This window comes from Tsuneonella rigui, assembly GCF_003958625.1.
Classification (GTDB): Bacteria; Pseudomonadota; Alphaproteobacteria; order Sphingomonadales; family Sphingomonadaceae; genus Tsuneonella; species Tsuneonella rigui.
Genome location: NZ_RSEL01000029.1, coordinates 159,197 through 175,823 on the forward strand (window position 1 = coordinate 159,197; position 16,627 = coordinate 175,823).

18 protein-coding genes and 2 tRNA genes are annotated in these 16,627 nt (G+C 67.3%); 4 read left to right on the forward strand and 16 right to left on the reverse strand.

The window, feature by feature from the left end:
- Positions 1–2: 2 nt before the first annotated feature.
- Positions 3–812, reverse strand: a complete 810-nt coding sequence (locus tag ELY12_RS13995) for a division plane positioning ATPase MipZ (protein WP_126177327.1) — start codon at positions 810–812, stop codon at positions 3–5.
- A 65-nt stretch (positions 813–877) separates the two neighbouring features.
- On the opposite strand from ELY12_RS13995, the gene panC reads away from it, so the two are divergent.
- Positions 878–1,732: a pantoate--beta-alanine ligase gene (panC, locus tag ELY12_RS14000; RefSeq protein ID WP_126177328.1), complete on the forward strand. Its 855-nt coding sequence runs from the start codon at positions 878–880 to the stop codon at positions 1,730–1,732.
- 3 nt (positions 1,733–1,735) lie between these two features.
- Entirely contained in the window at positions 1,736–2,173 is a 438-nt protein-coding gene (locus tag ELY12_RS14005; protein WP_126177329.1) for a nuclear transport factor 2 family protein, read from the forward strand.
- Positions 2,174–2,190: 17 nt separating this feature from the next.
- On the opposite strand, the gene ELY12_RS14010 is transcribed toward ELY12_RS14005, so the two are convergent.
- From ELY12_RS14010 to pepN, 7 genes are all read right to left on the reverse strand, one after another.
- Positions 2,191–2,264 (reverse strand) — tRNA-Gly (locus tag ELY12_RS14010).
- Positions 2,265–2,316: 52 nt separating this feature from the next.
- Entirely contained in the window at positions 2,317–2,853 is a 537-nt protein-coding gene (locus ELY12_RS14015; RefSeq protein ID WP_126177330.1) for an adenine phosphoribosyltransferase, read from the reverse strand.
- 6 nt (positions 2,854–2,859) lie between these two features.
- Entirely contained in the window at positions 2,860–3,741 is an 882-nt protein-coding gene (locus tag ELY12_RS14020; RefSeq protein ID WP_126177331.1) for a cytochrome c1, read from the reverse strand.
- 27 nt (positions 3,742–3,768) lie between these two features.
- The gene (locus tag ELY12_RS14025; protein WP_126177332.1) at positions 3,769–5,064 is read right to left on the reverse strand and encodes a cytochrome b; all 1,296 of its coding nucleotides are present in this window, start codon (positions 5,062–5,064) and stop codon (positions 3,769–3,771) included.
- 20 nt (positions 5,065–5,084) lie between these two features.
- The gene (gene petA, locus ELY12_RS14030) at positions 5,085–5,669 is read right to left on the reverse strand and encodes a ubiquinol-cytochrome c reductase iron-sulfur subunit (RefSeq protein WP_126177333.1); all 585 of its coding nucleotides are present in this window, start codon (positions 5,667–5,669) and stop codon (positions 5,085–5,087) included.
- A gap of 219 nt (positions 5,670–5,888) precedes the next feature.
- On the reverse strand, positions 5,889–6,587 hold the full coding sequence (gene pgeF, locus ELY12_RS14035; protein ID WP_126177349.1) for a peptidoglycan editing factor PgeF: 699 nt from the start codon (positions 6,585–6,587) through the stop codon (positions 5,889–5,891).
- A gap of 43 nt (positions 6,588–6,630) precedes the next feature.
- On the reverse strand, positions 6,631–9,282 hold the full coding sequence (gene pepN / locus ELY12_RS14040; protein ID WP_126177334.1) for an aminopeptidase N: 2,652 nt from the start codon (positions 9,280–9,282) through the stop codon (positions 6,631–6,633).
- Positions 9,283–9,334: 52 nt separating this feature from the next.
- Here pepN and ELY12_RS14045 point away from each other — a divergent pair, with 52 nt between their 5' ends.
- Positions 9,335–10,093 carry a Rossmann-fold NAD(P)-binding domain-containing protein gene (locus tag ELY12_RS14045; protein WP_126177335.1) on the forward strand — a complete coding sequence of 253 codons (759 nt, stop codon included), beginning with the start codon at positions 9,335–9,337 and terminating at the stop codon, positions 10,091–10,093.
- Here the strand turns inward: ELY12_RS14045 and ELY12_RS14050 are convergent.
- Positions 10,090–10,998, reverse strand: a complete 909-nt coding sequence (locus tag ELY12_RS14050; RefSeq protein ID WP_126177336.1) for a DMT family transporter — start codon at positions 10,996–10,998, stop codon at positions 10,090–10,092. The two genes, ELY12_RS14045 and ELY12_RS14050, sit on opposite strands and share 4 nt — an antisense overlap.
- Positions 10,995–11,990 carry a threonine aldolase family protein gene (locus ELY12_RS14055; RefSeq protein ID WP_126177337.1) on the reverse strand — a complete coding sequence of 332 codons (996 nt, stop codon included), beginning with the start codon at positions 11,988–11,990 and terminating at the stop codon, positions 10,995–10,997. Before ELY12_RS14055 ends, ELY12_RS14050 begins: the two co-directional genes overlap by 4 nt.
- A gap of 52 nt (positions 11,991–12,042) precedes the next feature.
- On the opposite strand from ELY12_RS14055, the gene ELY12_RS14060 reads away from it, so the two are divergent.
- Positions 12,043–12,351, forward strand: coding sequence for a GNAT family N-acetyltransferase (locus ELY12_RS14060; protein WP_126177338.1), 309 nt, complete (start codon positions 12,043–12,045; stop codon positions 12,349–12,351).
- Here the strand turns inward: ELY12_RS14060 and ELY12_RS14065 are convergent.
- The 6 genes from ELY12_RS14065 to ELY12_RS14095 form a co-directional block, all read right to left on the reverse strand.
- On the reverse strand, positions 12,344–13,831 hold the full coding sequence (locus ELY12_RS14065; protein WP_126177339.1) for a PH domain-containing protein: 1,488 nt from the start codon (positions 13,829–13,831) through the stop codon (positions 12,344–12,346). The genes ELY12_RS14060 and ELY12_RS14065 overlap by 8 nt on opposite strands.
- Positions 13,828–14,304, reverse strand: coding sequence for a PH domain-containing protein (locus ELY12_RS14070; protein WP_241229889.1), 477 nt, complete (start codon positions 14,302–14,304; stop codon positions 13,828–13,830). Before ELY12_RS14070 ends, ELY12_RS14065 begins: the two co-directional genes overlap by 4 nt.
- A gap of 105 nt (positions 14,305–14,409) precedes the next feature.
- Positions 14,410–14,484 (reverse strand) — tRNA-Thr (locus ELY12_RS14075).
- Positions 14,485–14,601: 117 nt separating this feature from the next.
- Positions 14,602–15,477, reverse strand: a complete 876-nt coding sequence (locus ELY12_RS14080) for a helix-turn-helix domain-containing protein (protein ID WP_126176134.1) — start codon at positions 15,475–15,477, stop codon at positions 14,602–14,604.
- 250 nt (positions 15,478–15,727) lie between these two features.
- Complete coding sequence (locus ELY12_RS14090; RefSeq protein WP_126176133.1) at positions 15,728–16,225, reverse strand: hypothetical protein; 498 nt, start codon at positions 16,223–16,225, stop codon at positions 15,728–15,730.
- A gap of 72 nt (positions 16,226–16,297) precedes the next feature.
- Complete coding sequence (locus ELY12_RS14095) at positions 16,298–16,540, reverse strand: histone H1 (RefSeq protein ID WP_126176132.1); 243 nt, start codon at positions 16,538–16,540, stop codon at positions 16,298–16,300.
- Positions 16,541–16,627 lie beyond the last annotated feature (87 nt).

A 16,627-nucleotide genomic window follows, 5' to 3' on the forward strand; every position in this document is an offset into this window, starting at 1 on the left:
CGCTAGGCGAGCGCCAGCTCGGGCGCGCGCTTGGCGGTCTCGGGCAGGTTGAGCGCCGCGACCAGCGAGCGCAGTTCCTGCCGCGCGACGAGGTGGCTGGTGCCGAGCTCGCCCAGATGCCCCTTGTCGAGCAGGGTCAGCCCGCTCGGGAACAGTTCGCGGTAGATTACGCGCTCGCTCAGGCCGTGAGCGACGCGGAAGCCGACGCGCTTCGATAGCTCGCGCAGCGCCGCCTCGATGCGCGCCATGTTGCGCGCCTCGACGTGGCCGGTGCGGTTGCGCACCACGATCCAGTCCATCTCGCGCCGCTGCTGTTCGATCGTGGCGCGGCTGCGCTTGAGGCGCGCTTCCCAGATCAGCTCGGCGTAGAACGACAGCTTGCGGACCTTGAAGGTCTCGGCATCGACCTGGCCGATGAGGTCGAAATCGACGAAGCTGTCGTTCAATGGGGTGACCAGGGTGTCGGCCTCGGTCGCGGCGTGGCGGGCAAGCGGATCGTCGCGGCCGGGCGTGTCGAAGACGATGAAGTCGCACCCTTCGCTTAAGCTGCCGACAACCGCCTCCAGCTCCTCCGCCGAGCCGCCCTCGAACACTTCGAAGCGCGCGGTCGGCAGGTCAATCGCGCGGCGGGCGGCGGTCTCGGCCCGGTTCTCGAAATAGCGGTAAAGCGTGCGCTGGCGCGGATCGAGATCGATCGCCGCCACCCGCGCGCCGCGATAGGCGAGCGCGACCGCGACATGGACCGCGGTGGTCGACTTGCCCGTGCCGCCCTTCTCGTTGGCGAAGACGATGCGGTGGGCAGACTTGGTCACGCGTGCATTCCTGTTGGGCTGCGGATAGGGCGATAAGAGCGAAGATAGTCGAGGGACGGGACCCCGTGCAAACCGCCACCACGCTGGAAGTGTTGAGAAGCGCCGTCGCAGCCTTGCGCGGTGAGGGCAAGCGCTTGGCGCTAGTGCCGACCATGGGCGCCTTGCACGAAGGCCACCTGACACTGGTGCGCGAAGCTCGGCAGCATGCCGATGCGGTGGCGGTGTCGATCTTCGTCAACCCGAAGCAGTTTGGCCCGAACGAGGATCTCGATGCCTATCCGCGGCGGATGGCGGCGGACTCGGCGCTGCTGGAAGGCGAGGGCGTAGAGCTGCTGTGGGCGCCGACGGTGGAGGCGATGTATCCTGGCGGGTTCGCCACCAACGTGTCGGTCACGGGCGTGAGCGAAGGCCTGTGCGGCGCTTCGCGTCCGGGGCACTTCGACGGGGTGGCGACCGTGGTGCTCAAGCTGTTCAACCAGGTTGGACCCGACCTCGCCCTGTTCGGCGAGAAGGATTGGCAGCAGCTCGCCGTCATCCGGCGGATGGCCCGTGACCTCGATCTGACCTTGCCGCATGTCGATGCAATCATCGGCGTGCCGACGGTGCGTGAGGCGGACGGTCTCGCGCTGTCGAGCCGCAACCAGTACCTTTCGCCCGAGGCACGGGCGCAGGCGGCCGCACTGCCGCAAGCGATGCGCGAGACGATCGCGGCGTTGCGGGCCGGGAGCGCGGTTGCGCCCACGCTGGCGACGCTGGAGGCGCACCTGCTGCAGGCGGGGTTCGACAGCGTTGATTACGCGACGCTGGCCGACGCCTCCTCGCTCGTCTCACTAGATGCCTTGGGCGATACGCCGGCTCGGCTGCTGGTCGCGGCGCGGATCGGAGGTACCCGGCTGATCGACAACATGGCGGTGGAGTAGGCGATGGACGATTTAGATACGCGGCGGATCGCCGTCGTGCGCGAGCACATGGCGTTGGAGATCACCCACGACTGGGACGCAGTGATCGCGACTTTCGCGCATCCGCGTTACGAACTGCTCGGGCCCGGTCTGGTGTTCGACGGCGAGGAGGCGGTGCGGCGCTACTTCGCGCTGTCGCGCACACCGTTTCCCGACCAGGGCAACGAGATAATCGCGATCGCCGCCGATGCCGCGAGCGACAGCGTGCTGGTCGAATTCTGGCTCACCGGCACGCATACCGGCCCCCTGCAGGTGAGCGACACCGTGCACCAGCCAACCGGCAAGTCGTTCCGGGTGCGCATGGCCGCCGGCTTCGAGTTCGCGCCGGGCAGCGACAAGATCGTCGCCGAACGGCCGTACTACGACAGCGGCGCGGTGCTGCGGGCGCTGGAGTTGGCATGAGGGTGCTGGAAGCGGTTTGGAGCGGGTAAGGGGAATCGAACCCCTCTAGCTAGCTTGGAAGGCTAGAGCATTACCACTATGCTATACCCGCTCGCCGCAGCGGCGCTTGCCACGCGATGCGCGCCCGCGTCAATGCCGCCCGATCAATGACCTGGAAAGTCCATCAGCGCTTCGACCACGAGGCCGGCCTCGGTCAGCCGGGCCGCTCCGCCGAGGTCGGGCAAGTCGATCACGAACAGCGCCTGATCGACCACCGCGCCGGCCTGCCGCAATAGCGCCGCCGCGGCGAGCGCGGTGCCGCCAGTTGCGATCAGATCGTCGACGATGGCGATCCGCTGACCCGGGCTGATCGCGGTCGGATCGATCTCCAGCCGGTCGGTGCCGTATTCCAGATCATAGTCGATGCCGATGGTCGGCACCGGTAACTTCCCGGGCTTCCTCACCGGGACAAAGCCGAGGCCGAGCTCGATCGCCACCGCCGCGCCGAAGATGAACCCGCGCGCTTCCATCCCGGCGATCGCCTGCGCCCCGCCCGCGCGGGCGCGGTCAGCCAGATGGCCCACGGCCGCCTTCAGGCCCTCGCCGTGCGAGATCAGCGTGGTGATGTCGCGAAAAAGAACGCCCGGCGCCGGGAAGTCCGGCACCGAGCGCACTAATGCTTTGAGTTCGTCGATCGTCACGCGCGCTTACGCAGCGCGCGGCTTCTTCGGCTTGATCGCCGCCCACACCTGGTTCTTCGCCATCCACGCGAGGATCGTGGCGAACAGCAGGAAGCCGAGCACCGGCCAGCCGACCTGGGTGCGCTTCACCTTCTTGGGCTCGGCGGTCCAGGTCAGGAACGCGGCGACGTCGGTCGACATCTGGTCGACGGTCGCTTTGGGCTGGCCCGGAGCGTAAGTCACCTGGCCCTCGGTGGTGAGCGGCGGCGGCATCGCGATGTTGAGGTTGGCGAAGTACGGGTTGAAGTGCCCGCCTTCGGGGGTCGAGAAGTCCGGGAATTCGTCCTTTACGTGCTTGCCGCCGACCGAGAACGTGTTGAGGTCGCGGTAGCCGGTCAGCAGCGAGTGGACGTAGGCCGAGCCGTCGTGGCGCGCCTTGGTCATCAGCGAGAGGTCGGGCGGCACGGCGTTGTTGTTCGCGGCGCGCGCGGCAGTCGCGTTCGGATAGGGCGACGGGAAGTAGTCGGTCGGCAGGCCCGGGCGCAGGTTCGCCTCACCGGTGTTGGCGTCGATCCCCGGAACCTGGAAGCCGGCGGCGATCGCCTTCACTTCGGCGTCCGAATAGCCGAGCGCCTTGAGGTCGCGGAAGGCGACGTACTTCAGGCTGTGGCAGGCCGCGCAGACTTCCTTGTAGACCTGGAAACCGCGCTGCAACTGGGCAAGATCCCAGGTGCCGAACGGGCCGTTAGACTGCAGATCGAGTTCGCGCGGGTGCAGGTGGAACTCGCTCTCGGCGGTCGCTTCCTTGAGGTAGCCCTGCTGCGCCACGGCGACGACGCCGTTGCCGAGCGACCACAGCAGCGCCACGCTGAAGAACAGGCCGGCGAGGATTCCGATGAGGCGGATCATTGTCTTATCGCTTTCCCTTGAACCTGCTCACACGCCCGGCGTGGCGTTTTCGCCCAGCACCGCCGCCTTGTCTTCGCCCAGCACCGCCTCGGTGATCGAGTACGGTAGCGGTTCCGGCCGCTCGATCATCGACACGATCGGCAGGATGACCAGGAAGTGGAGGAAGTAGTACGTCGCCGCGATCTGGCTCAGCATCACGTAGGGCTCTTCGGCCGGCGCGCCGCCGCAGTAGAACAGCACCGCCATCGCCGGGATCAGGCCGAACCAGAAGAACTTGCGGAACAGCGGGCGGTAGTGGCCGCTGCGCACCGGGCCCTTGTCGAGCCACGGCAGGAAGAACCACACCAGGATCGCGCTGAACATCGCCAGCACGCCCATCAGCTTCGCCGGGATGAAGAAGAAGTCCGACGTGAACGCGCGCAGGATCGCGTAGAACGGCCAGAAGTACCATTCGGGCACGATGTGCGCCGGGGTCGAGAGCGGGTTCGCCTCGATGTAGTTGTCCGGGTGCCCGAGGTAGTTCGGGAACAGGAACAGAAGCGCGCAATAGAGGATCAGGAACACGCCCAGCCCGAACCCGTCCTTCGCCGTGTAATACGGGTGGAACGGGATGGTGTCGCTTTCCTTCTTCACTTCGACGCCGGTCGGGTTCGACGAACCCGGGATGTGCAGCGCCCAGATGTGCAGGATCACCGCGCCGGCGATCACGAACGGCAGCAAGAAGTGCAGGCTGAAGAAGCGGTTGAGCGCGGCGTTATCGGGTGCGTAGCCGCCCAGCAGCCAGATCTGGATCGGCTCGCCGATTACCGGGATCGCACCGAACAGGCCGGTGATGACCTTGGCGCCCCAGAAACTCATCTGCCCCCAGGGCAGCACATAGCCCATGAAGCCGGTCGCCATCATCAGCAGGAAGATGACCACGCCGATAAGCCACACCATCTCGCGCGGGGCCTTGTACGACGAATAGAAGAAGCCGCGGAAGATGTGCAGGTAGATGACCGCGAAGAACGCGCTCGCGCCGTTGGCGTGCGCATAGCGCAGCGCCCAACCCCAGTTCACGTCGCGCATGATGTGCTCGACCGAGGAGAAGGCGACACCTGCGTTCGCCGCGTAGTGCATCGCCAGCACCACGCCGGTGACAATCTGCAGCACCAGGCAGAACCCGGCGAGGACGCCGAAATTCCACATGTAGTTGAGGTTGCGCGGGACCGGGTAGCCGCCGCCGATCGCGTTATAGACCAGACGCGGAAGCGGCAGCTTCTCGTCGAGGTACCGCATCAGCGGGTTTACCGGTTCGTAGTGCTTGGCCCAGGGGAAGCTCATCGTATTCGCTCTCTCTCGCCTCAGCCGACCTTGACGACGGTGTCGCTGGTGAACTCGTATTCCGGAACCTCGAGGTTCTTCGGAGCGGGGCCCTTACGGATGCGGGCGGCGGTGTCGTAGGCCGACCCGTGGCAGGGGCAGAAGTAGCCGCCGAACGGGCCCTTGTTCTCGCCTTCGCCGGCACCCAGCGGCACGCAGCCGAGGTGCGTGCACACGCCCATGGTGATGAGCATGTCCTCATGCCCTTCCTTGGTCCGCTCGGCGAGCGTCTGCGGATCGCGCAGGCTCGACACGTCGACTTCGTTGGCGGCCTTGATCTCGGCCGGAGTCAGGCGGCGCACGAACAGCGGCTGCTTGCGGAAGATCGCCTTGATCGCCATGCCCGGCTGCACCGACGACACGTCGATCTCGGTGCTGCTTTCGGCGAGCACGTCGGCGCTCGGCGCCATCTGGCTGATCAGCGGCAGGAGGACGGCCACGCCGCCCACGCCCGCCGCACCGACCGCCGCGATGTTGATGAAATCGCGCCGCCGAACCCCGTCCCCGTCATGGGAATCCGAGACCGTAACGGTCCCCGGGATCGCGTCGCCAGTCGTGTCAGCCATCAGCCGTGCCTGCCCTATAACGTCTTCGCGAATGATACCCGCCGCAAGGACAAGGCACCGGAATCTGCCACCGGAAATCCGTCAAGAAACGAAGCGTCGGCCCCTGTTCTTCACGGTTCACCTGGCCTGCCCGAGAGGGGCGGACGGTGCCGGTTTGCGGCGCGCATATACGCAAGTCGGCAGGTTGCCAACCGCCATTATGGCCGTTTCCGGAGGTGCCTAGCCGAGGCCGATCAGCGAGAGTTGCCGGCCATAGGTCGGCTCGCCGCGATGGGTCGCGCGGCGGAACGAATAGAACCGCGCGGGATCGGCGTAAGTGTCGCACGAGAGGACGTCGATCCGGCCCACCCGCGATTCCGTGAGGCGGCTGGCGACGTAGCCCGGCAGATCGAACTGCCAGTGGCCGGGTGCACCGGCGTTGAAAAAGCGCTCGTCCGCGTCGGTGAACTGCGCGCGGAAGTCGTCGCTCACCTCGTAACTCGGCTGCGCGATGCAGGGGCCGACCGCGGCGGCGATGCCTTCGCGCCGCGCACCCAGCGTTTCCATCGCCGCCACGGTCGCCTCGATCACCCCGCCGTGCGCCCCGCGCCAGCCGGCGTGGGCGGCGCCGATCACCTCGGCCTCGCGGTCGGCGAACAGCACCGGCGCGCAGTCGGCGGTGAGAATGCCGAGCAGCAGGCCCGGCCGGTCGGTCACCAGCGCATCGGCGCGCGGGCGAGCGTCGTCGGGCCAGGGTTCGGTGACGGTCACCGCCTCGGCCGAGTGAATCTGGTGCACGCTCACCAGCCGCGCGCCCGGCAGCACTGCCTCGGTGGCGCGGCCGCGGTTCTCGGCGACCGAGGCAGGGTCGTCGTCCGCCCCGAAACCGCAGTTGAGCCCCTCGACCAGGCCGCTCGACACACCGCCGCGCCGGGTCATGAACCCGTGCGGGATGCCCGCCAGCGCGTCCGATCGCAGCGCCTCAGCCAAGTGAGCGCGTCACCTGCTCGAACGTATCGCGCGACAGGCCCGGTTGCGCACCAATGCGCTCGAGCTCGGCGCGCATCAGCGCAGCGCGCTTCGGTTCGAGCCGGCGCCAACGCCCCAGCGGCGGCACGAAGCGCGCGGCGGTCGAGGGATTGATCGGATCGAGCGCGAGGATCAGGTCGGCGATCATCCGGTACCCCTCGCCGCTCTCGGCGTGAAAGCCCAGCGGCGTGCCGGTGAACGCCATGTACAGGCTGCGCACCCGGTTGGGGTTCTTCAGCGTGAAATCGGGATGCCCGGCGAGGGCCTTCACATGCTCGATCACGTTCGGGTGGAGCGAGCCGGCCTGCAGGCTGAACCACTTGTCGATCACCAGCGCATCGCCCTGGAAGCGGTTGTAGAAGTCGATCAGCTTGTGCGTCCGCTCGGGGCCGGGCAGCCCGGTGAGCACCATCAGCGCGCCCTGCCGGTCGGTCATCGTCTCCGCCGCATCGTACTGCGCGGCCGCGAGTGTGGCCGCGGCCTGCGGATTGCCGGCGGCGAGGAACACCAGCGCCTGCGTCTTGACCTTGCGCGCGCCGCGGGCGGCCGGGTCCATGCCCGACGATTGCCCGCTCGCCCGCCGGTGCAGCGCGGTCAGCTCGGCTTCCAGCGTCTGGCCGAGCCACGCCTTGAGCGCCTCGCGCTCGGCGTGGATCGCGCCCGGATCGGCAACCAGAAATTGCTCGGAGATGTAGCTCTGCGCGGGCAGCATCATCAGCTCGCCGCGCATCGAATCGTCGAGCCGATCATCGGTGACGACCGCGCGCAGCGCCTCGCCGATCGCGCCGCGGGCTTCACTACGCGCCGCATCGCTGAGGCCGCCGCCGACCGTGGTCACGAGGTGGCCGACGATCAGTTCCTGCATCGCCTCATAGCGGGCGAAAGCGTCGTCATCGTGCTTGGCGAGGAAGACGAGTTCCTCCGGGTCGATCGAACGTTCAATCGCGACCGGCGCGGAGAAGCCGCGGTTGATCGACAGGACCGGCCGCTCGGCGAAGCCACCATAGCGCACAACAGATTCGACCTGGTCCAGCACCACCAGCTCTTCGCCGCGATGCGTGCCGGTCGCGCGATCGAACAGCGCGAGCCGCAAGGGAATCGGCATCGGCTGCTTGTCCGGCTGGTCGGGCGTCGGCGGCACCGTCTGGCGCAAGGTCAGCGTCGCGGTGTCGCCTTCATGCTCCAGCGAGACTTCGACCTTGGGCGTGCCGGCCTGCGAATACCACAGCCTGAACTGCGCGAGATCGAGCCCGGCGCCGTCCTCCATCGCGCGGATGAAGTCTTCGCAGGTGGCGGCCTCGCCGTCGTGCCGCTCGAAGTAGAGATCGGTGCCCTGCCGGAAGCGTTCGGGGCCCGCCATCGTGCGCATCATGCGGATGACCTCGGCGCCTTTGTTGTAGACGGTCGAGGTGTAGAAGTTGCCAATCTCGCGGAAGCTGTCGGGGCGGATAGGGTGCGCCAGCGGGCCCGAATCCTCGGGGAACTGCACGCTCCGCAAAAGCCGCACATCCTCGATCCGCTTGACCGCCTCACCGCGCATGTCCTGGCTGAACAGCTGGTCGCGCAGGACGGTGAAACCTTCCTTGAGCGAGAGCTGGAACCAGTCGCGGCAGGTCACCCGGTTGCCCGACCAATTGTGGAAGTATTCGTGCGCGATCACGCCCTCGATGCCGTCGTAGTCGCCGTCGGTGGCGGTCTCGGCATCGGCGAGGACGTACTTGGTGTTGAAGACGTTGAGCCCCTTGTTCTCCATCGCCCCCATGTTGAAATCGCCCACTGCCACGATGTTGAACTGGTCGAGGTCGTACTCGCGGCCGAATACCTCCTCGTCCCATTTCATCGAGTGCTTGAGCGATTCCATCGCGTGGCCGGTGCGGTCCAAGTCCTCGGCGCGCACCCAGATCGCCAGATCGACCTCGCGGCCGGTTATGGTGGTGAAGCGATCCTTGCGCGCGACCAGGTCGCCGGCGACCAGCGCGAACAGGTACGAGGGCTTGGGCCAGGGATCGTGCCATTCGGCCCAATGCCCGCCGGCATCCTCGCCCGAGGCGACCGGGTTGCCGTTCGACAGCAGCACGGGGAAGGCCTCCGGGTCCCCGCTCATTCGCACGGTGTAGGTACTCAGCACATCGGGCCGGTCGGGGAAGAAGGTGATCCGGCGGAAACCCTCGGCCTCGCATTGGGTGCACAGCATGCCGTTCGAGGCATAGAGCCCCATCAGCTGCGAGTTCGCTGCCGGCGAGATTTCGGTGACCATGCGGATCTCGTGCGCCTCGCCGGACAGCGGCACGACCAGCTTGCCGTCGTCGAGCGTCCACGAGTTGAGCACCTGCCCATCGACCGCGACCTCGAGCGGAGTCAGCCCGTCACCGTCGAGGCGGATCTCAGGTGTAGGCAATCCGGCAGGATTGCGCTCCACCTTGAGCGTCGCGGTGACCCGCGTCGTCTCCAGCCCGAGCGCGAAATCGAGATGGGTTTTCGGCACCAGCCAGTCGAACGGGCGGTAGTCCTCGCGCCGGATCAGCGGCGGCTCCTTCGGCGTCGGCGGCGCATCGGCCATCTCGGGGTTGCCGTCGGGGGTCGAGGGGGTGCGAGCGATGTCCATGGCCCTCGCACTAGCCCCTTTCGTGCGCGCGTCCAGCCGCTAGAACGCCGCCATGCGGCTGTTCGTTTTCGGGTTGGGCTATACCGCGAAGGCGATCGTCGATGCCCTGCCCGAGGGCTGGACGGTCGAAGCGACCGGGGCGGCCGGCACGGTCGCGTTCGACGATGACGAAGGCGTGCGCGTGGCCCTGGCGCGGGCGAGCCATGTGCTGAGTTCGGTCCCGCCGAGCGAGGGCGACCCGGTGCTGGAGCGCTACGGTGAAGCGCTCGGGGGCGGGTGGCTAGGCTACCTCTCCTCCACCGGAGTTTACGGCGATACCAGCGGCGCGTGGGTGGACGAAAGCTCTAGCCTCAACGGGCGGCGCCGGGAGCGGGTGGCGGCGGACGCAGCCTGGCTCCATCGCGGCGCGCGGGTGTTTCGCCTGCCGGGCATCTATGGCCCGGGCCGGAGCGCGCTCGACCGGGTGCGGGAAGGCAAGGCGCACCGGATCGATCTGCCGGGACAGGTCTTCAGCCGGGTGCATGTGGAAGACATCGCGCGCGGCGTGGTTTGCGCCTTCGATGCGCCGCCGGGGGCCTACAATCTCGCCGACGACCTGCCTGCCAGCGGCAATGCGGTGACCGAGGAAGCGTGCCGCCTTCTCGGCATCGCGCCGCCGCCGACGCAGTCGCTGGCCGAGGCCAAGCTCTCGCCGCAAGCGGCGGCGTTCTATGGCGAGAACCGGCGGGTGGCGAACGGCAAGGCCAAGCGGGTACTTGAATGGCGGCTGCGCTATCCGACCTATCGCGAGGGTCTGGCGAGCCTCGCCTAGACTTGCCGGGCGCGCAGGGCGATAATCATGCCGGCGATGCCGAGCGTCGCGCCCGCGACCGCCAGCAGCGACCACTCGTAGCCCTCGACGAAGGTCGAGATCAGCATGGCGACGACGATCACCAGCACCCCGTTGTACGCCGCGCGGCCCGGACCGATCGCGCGGATGATGCCGTAGTAGAGCGGGAAGGTGACTACCGACCCGGCGAACGCGAGCCACGCGGTTCCGGCCCAGAAGGCGGTCGACGCCGGGAACACCGGCGGCCCTGCCAGCGTCCACGCGATCGCGATGTCGATCAGCGTGCCGTAGAGCATCGCGTAGGCGAGCAGCGTTACCATCGGCTGCGCGCGCCCGGTCTCGGTGCCCTGGCTGACGTTGGCGATCGAGGCCGACAGGATACCGCCCACCGCCAGCGCTACGCCGAGCAGGACATTGCCGCCAAGCCGCGCCACTTGCGCCTCGTGCACCAGCAGCAGTGCGATGCCTGCGCTGGCGACGAGGCTGCCGATCAGGAACCGCGGGGTCACCTGCTGCCCCAGCCACCAGCGCGCGAGCAGGGCGTTGGGCACCATCAGCATGCCGAACATGACCGCAACCACCCCGCTCGTGAGGTGGAGCTCCGCCCGGTAGACGAAGTTGAAGTTGCCGCTGAACTGCGTCAGCCCCAGCAATATCGCGAGGAGGTGCCCGCCGCGGGTCAGCCGCAGCGGGTTGCGCATCGCCAGCGCAACCAAGAACATCGCCGGGGTCGCCAGCGCGAAGCGGTAGGCGATCGACCAGCTCGGCGGGACCGCGGCAATCTGGCCGGTGATCACGTACCAGGTCGAACCCCAGATCAGCGCCACCAGTACGAACGGCAGCGCGATCTGCGGGCGCAGCAGTGCGTGGGGTTTCGCCTCGCTCACAGGGCGGCGATGGCCTTCGCCAGGGCCGAGGCGTCCTCAGGCCGGGTGTTCCACGCGGTGACAAAGCGCGCCGCGTCGCTGCCCCAGTCGTAGAACCCGAAGCCTTGGCCCCGCAGCGCATCGCGCTCGGTCGGAGACAGGCGCACGAACAGCTCGTTGGCCTCGACCGCATGCATCAGCCGGGAGCCGCATGCGCCGGCGATCTCCGCCGCGGCGGCGTTGGCGGCGCGGGCGTTCGCCAGCCACAGGTCGCCCTCGAGCATCGCCAGGACCTGCGCCGCCAGAAAACGACCCTTCGACTGCAAGTGTCCCGCCCGCTTGCGGCGATAGCGCGCGAGCGCCGCACGCTCGGGGTCGAAGAAGACGATCGCCTCGGCGCTCATGCCGCCGTTCTTGACGCAGCCGAAGCTGAGCGCGTCGCAAGGCCCAGCAGCCTCGGCCGGCGTGCAGCCGAGGAACGCGACCGCGTTGGCGAACCGCGCGCCGTCGACGTGGAAACCGAGCTGGCGCTCGCGCGCCAGCGCTCCGAGTGCTTCGAGCTCGGCGGGCTGGTAAACCCGCCCGTATTCGCTGGCCTGGGTTACGCTCAGCGCGTGCGGCTGCACCTGGTGCACATCGTCGCGGATCGGGTCGATCACCGCGCACACCGCATCAGGCGTCAGCTTGGCGCCGTCACCTTCCGCCAGCATCAGCTTGGCACCGTGGAGGTAGAACCCTGGCGCACCCGCCTCGTCGACCTCGATATGCGCCTCGCGGTGGCACGCCACCCCGCCGTGCGGCGGGCACAGCGTGGCGAGCGCGAGGCAATTTGCGGCGGTGCCCGTAGCGACCCACAGCACGCGCGCCTCACGCCCGAACAGCGCCGAGAAGCGCTCGTCGAGGATAAGCGACAGGGCATCATTGTCGTATGGCGGCTGCGCCTCGTCGGCGGCGCGCATCGCCTCCCACACCTGGGGATGGACGGCGGCGGCGTTGTCGGACAGGAACTGCATCGCGGAACGGCCCTAACGCTCGGCGAGTTTAGCGCAAGAAGGAGAGGCGCCCATGGCCATCGAAGGCATCGAAATCACGCACGAGGGAACCGATGCCCGCGGCGAATATCGCGCGACCCTGCCGGGCACCCACGCGGTCGGACGCCTGACCTGGTTCGCCCGCGGCGACGCGCGGATCGCCGATCACACGCTGGTCCCGCCCGAGATCGGCGGCAAGGGAGTCGCCGCCGCGCTGGTCGATGCGCTGATCGCCGATGCGAAGAGCGAAGGGTTCAAGATCGTGCCCGCGTGCAGCTACATCGCGGCGCAGTTCAAGCGGCACCCGGAATGGTCGGAGCTGCTGGCCGAGACGCCTAGCTGAGCTGCGAGAAATCGAGCCGCGCGATGCTGTCGAGCACCGCGTCGCGCATCCGCCGCGCCTCCGCCAGCGGCACCGCGTGGAACGCCAGCGTCCCGCCGGCCAGCCCGAGATGCAGCGTCGCATAGCCGCCGCGCCGGGCGAGCGGGCCTTGCGCGATCTCGACCGACTGCAGCTTGACCCGGCTCGCCACGTCGATCCGGGGAGCGAGCCAGCCGTGGCTTGCGTAGACATGGCGTTCGTCGATCGCGTGGCGGGCGCGGTGCCAGAGGAACACCTGGCGCAAGGCGAGCAGCGGGATCGCCAATAGCGGAACCACAGCGAGCAGCGGTTCGGGCGAGAATGCCAGTCCGACCGCCGGAGCCAGAGGTATCGCCGCGCTCAGCACCGCGCGATCGATGAACGCGCGGCGCGCGGGTCGATGCCAGTCGGTCGCCGCATCGGGCAGCGCAAAGCCTGCAGCGCGCACGATCGGGTCGATCTCGTCGAGCTGGGCGAACGGCGCGACCGCGTGACTGCCCGAGCCTTGGTCCTGCGCCAGGCTGACGAACTTCAGCCCTTGCCAGCCGAACCGGCGGCGCAGCCAGCGGGTGCGGAGCTGCAGCGCCTGCACACGGTGCGCCGGCATGACCACGTCGCTCTTGTTGAACAGCCCGCGGCGGCGGCGGAAGCCCTTGGCGGTGCGCTCCAGCACGAAGCCCCAGTCGCGCATGATGGTGCGGACAACGCCGGTGGTCACGCCGATTACGCTCACCGCCAGCAAGATCACCAGCGCCGCGAACGCCTGCACCAGCGGCCCGAGCTCGGCGATGCGATGCGTCGGCACGTCGAGGACCTCGCGCCAGTGGTCCCAGTCCCACACGTCGAACGGGAGCAGGAAATCGAGCTGCTGCGCCGCGCCCAGCGCCACCGCCACGGCGGCGAGCGAGAATTCGAACAGGCCGAACAGCGCCAGCCGCTTTGGCGACATCGCGAACAGCACTTGGCCCGCCGGTTCGGCCGCAGCGGCGGCTACGGCGGGCACGGCATCGTCCTTCCGATCGCGCACCAGTTCCCGCAGGCGCGCCCCTTCGGCGAGCGGAAGATAGGCGAGCGTCAGCTCGTCCTTGCCGCCCGCGCCGGTTTCGAACTTGACCGCGGCAAGGCCGAGCAGGCGGGCGAGCAGCGGCTGCTCCAGGCTGACGTCCTGGATCCGCTCATACGGAACCGATCGCGCCGCGCGGCTAAGCACGCCGCTCTCCAGCCGGATGTCCTCCGCGCCGACCACGTAGGTCGTGCGCCACCACTTGAGGAAGCTGCCGACCCCGCCGATGACCAGCAACAGCAGCGCGAAGGCCGCGACGAACGCCAGGTTGCCGAACGCTTCCCGCAGGCCGTAAGCGCCGGCGGCGGCGGGGAAGACCGATTGCCGGATGCTGCTCACCGCGCCGACCAGCACGCCGAGCGGCGCGGTGCGGCGGGGCGCGAGCGCTGCCCCGGTCACAGCGTCTCGCGCTTGATGTGGGCGCGGATCGCTTCGCGCATCGCGGCGGCGTCGGCCTGAGCCAAGCCCGGCAGCGAGACGCTCGAGTTATGGGTGCCGGCGGTATGAACCGTCAGCGTCGCCAGTCCGAACGCGCGTTCGAGCGGGCGCTGGCTCAAGTCGATGTGCTGGACCCGCCCGAACGGCACGACGGTATCCGAATGGAACCACAGCCCGCGCACCACCCGCAGGCGGTCGCTGCCCATGTCGTAGCCGCGCGCGGCGTGGCGGCGCAGCGGCACGCGGAGGATCACCCACGCGGCGGAAAGCAGTACCGGAACGATGATGGCGCCGGTTGGCAGCAGCCCGGCGATCTCCAGCACCAGCGCCGCGACGGTCACCGGCAAGGCCATGAGCGCGGCTTGGACCCGCAGCAGCTTGACGTGGTTGGGGTGAAGCGGCGTCAGCGCCCGTTCTTCGTCTTGATCGTCCACCGTGACCGTCCCCCTCGGTGCGTTAGATGACTAACACGGCGGGTGCTGGCAAGGCGAATCGCTCTCGCGCTCAAGTAGCAAAGCGGTAGCGCGACAAGAAAACGATGGTGCTGCTGGACAGGATTGAACTGTCGGCCTCTCCCTTACCAAGGGAGTGCTCTACCACTGAGCTACAGCAGCGTTCCATCGAAGGGCCGCCCAGCGGACCAAGGCCGGCATGGGGAGCGGGGCGCGCCTTACAGCGCACCATTTCCTTGTCAATCATTTCCGGCCCCGGGTAGTGGGTCCATTTGAAAACTAGGCGCCCTTCTTCTTGTAAGGGCCGCGCGGTCCCGGCTTGCTGTCGGCAGCTTCGACCAGCGCAACGATATCCGAGATATCCCAGAGGCGGTCGGTGACGCCAGCGGCCATCGCCGGGGTCACGCGGAGACTCTGATGGATGCGGACGAAGTTGTAATACATGAAGTGAAGCGCGACGGCGTAGGCGTGGTTCTCGATCTTCTTGGAGAAGCCGTTGGTCAAGCGGGTAAAGCGGCGCATGTGCATCCGCATCGTCAGGTTCTGGCGCTCGACATGGCTGGTCGAGACTGCATCCAGGTCCGGGTTTCCCTCCACCCGGCGCTTGCGCGTCGAGACGATGTGCGCGGGGCTGTAGCGGCGCTGGCCTTCCGGAGCTTCCCCGTACAGCTTAACGAGCTGCGCGTAATCAACATCGGCGCCAAACGCTTCTTCGACAGCCTCAAGATAGGCTCGGTGGCCGTCTGTGGTGATCTGGACCCGGTTTGCTAGGCGGCCTGCAAGGTCGTCCATAAATTCGAGAGCGTACTCAGCGTCGCGACCGCCAACGAGGTAGGACACGATCATCTTGCTGTCGCTGTCGAGCGCGGTCCAAGTCCAGGTGTCGCCAGCGTGTTCGGGTGCTGCCTTGGCGGAAGCGACATTCTTTTGCTTCGCGTAGGTGAAGGTCCAGATCTCGTCGCACTGGATGCGCTTTGCGGCAACATCGCGAACATTCTCGTCATGATAGGACATGCAGGCTTTTCCGGCATCAACCAGCAGCCGCGCAACGGTATTCTTGCCTACGCCCAACACGCGCGTGATGGACCGGATGCTGTTGCCCTCGCAAAGCATGTGGATAACTTGAGCGCGATCTTTGGGAGAGAGCCTGTTCATGTATCCCTGATAGACCTGTATCCTTTAGCGGTCAAGCATAAAAGTCCGTTTGAATGTGGACGCGCATTGACATTTGGCCGCTAAGCTTTATCAGGGGCTCAGCGGCTAGAAGCTTGTCAGAAGCGAGAGCGGACGACGGGATTCGAACCCGCAACGCCAGATTGGGAAAAACGGTGTTTTGCCATTAAACTACGCCCGCGTAGGTAGATGGTTTTGCGGCCCCGGAGAGTTTGCCCTCTCCGGGGTCGCGTCACTTCATAAGCGGTAGCTCCTTCTCTGTTTCCACGGTTGCGCGCTGCTGGTCGCCTCTCAATGCAAACCAGCGGTGCCCCTCGCGCCGGACAAGACCATCATTCGCGAGGCGATAGAGGGTCATGCCGGGCGTCTTGTAGTGAACTTCTCGACCGAGGCGGCGCTCGATTGCCTTCTTGAGTTCGGCGGCCTTCATCCCTGGCTTCTCCTGAAGCTCGTCGAGGATGATCTCGCGCGCAGTGACCGCGCCGCCTTCCTGTGGCTCCTCGGGGTCGTCAGGCGTTGCCGCGCCGTCATCATCGAGAGGAATGCCCAGAGCACGAGCTGCGTTCAGCAGGTCGCGCGCACGCTGGATGGCGGCGGCCTTGCCCGCCGCGGCCTCTTGCTCTTGCTTGGTGAACTCTGCGACCTGGTTCAGTTCCGCAACGAACTTGTCCTGCAACTCGGCACGCGCGGCATCACGCCAGTTGGCGCTTTGCGTGATCGTGATGGACATACGGCTGCGCTCCCTGAGAATCGGCTGTCCGATCCTCTAGGAGTGTTGGATACCCAACACAAGGGCATCTTGTTACTTTTCTTCGACTCCCTGCCATCGCGCCTTGGCGGCCTTCGCGGCAATCTCCGATTTCCTTTCTGACGATAGGCTTTCCGCGCGGGCGCGGCCCCCGTGGATGCCGCCCTTTCGCCCCAGAGCTACGGCTGCCGGGTCTTTCCCCGTATCCGGGTTTTCGTCAGCTTTATCCCCAACGGCGATATCGGCAATCAACCGGGCCAGCTCGTTGGGATCGCGAGGGCGTTTCGGGTTTGTCATGGTCAGACTATGCCATGCGGCGCGTCCGGGTGCTAGGTCGTGCGGCGTCCGACTGCGCGGAGACGAATTTCAAATGGACCCACTACC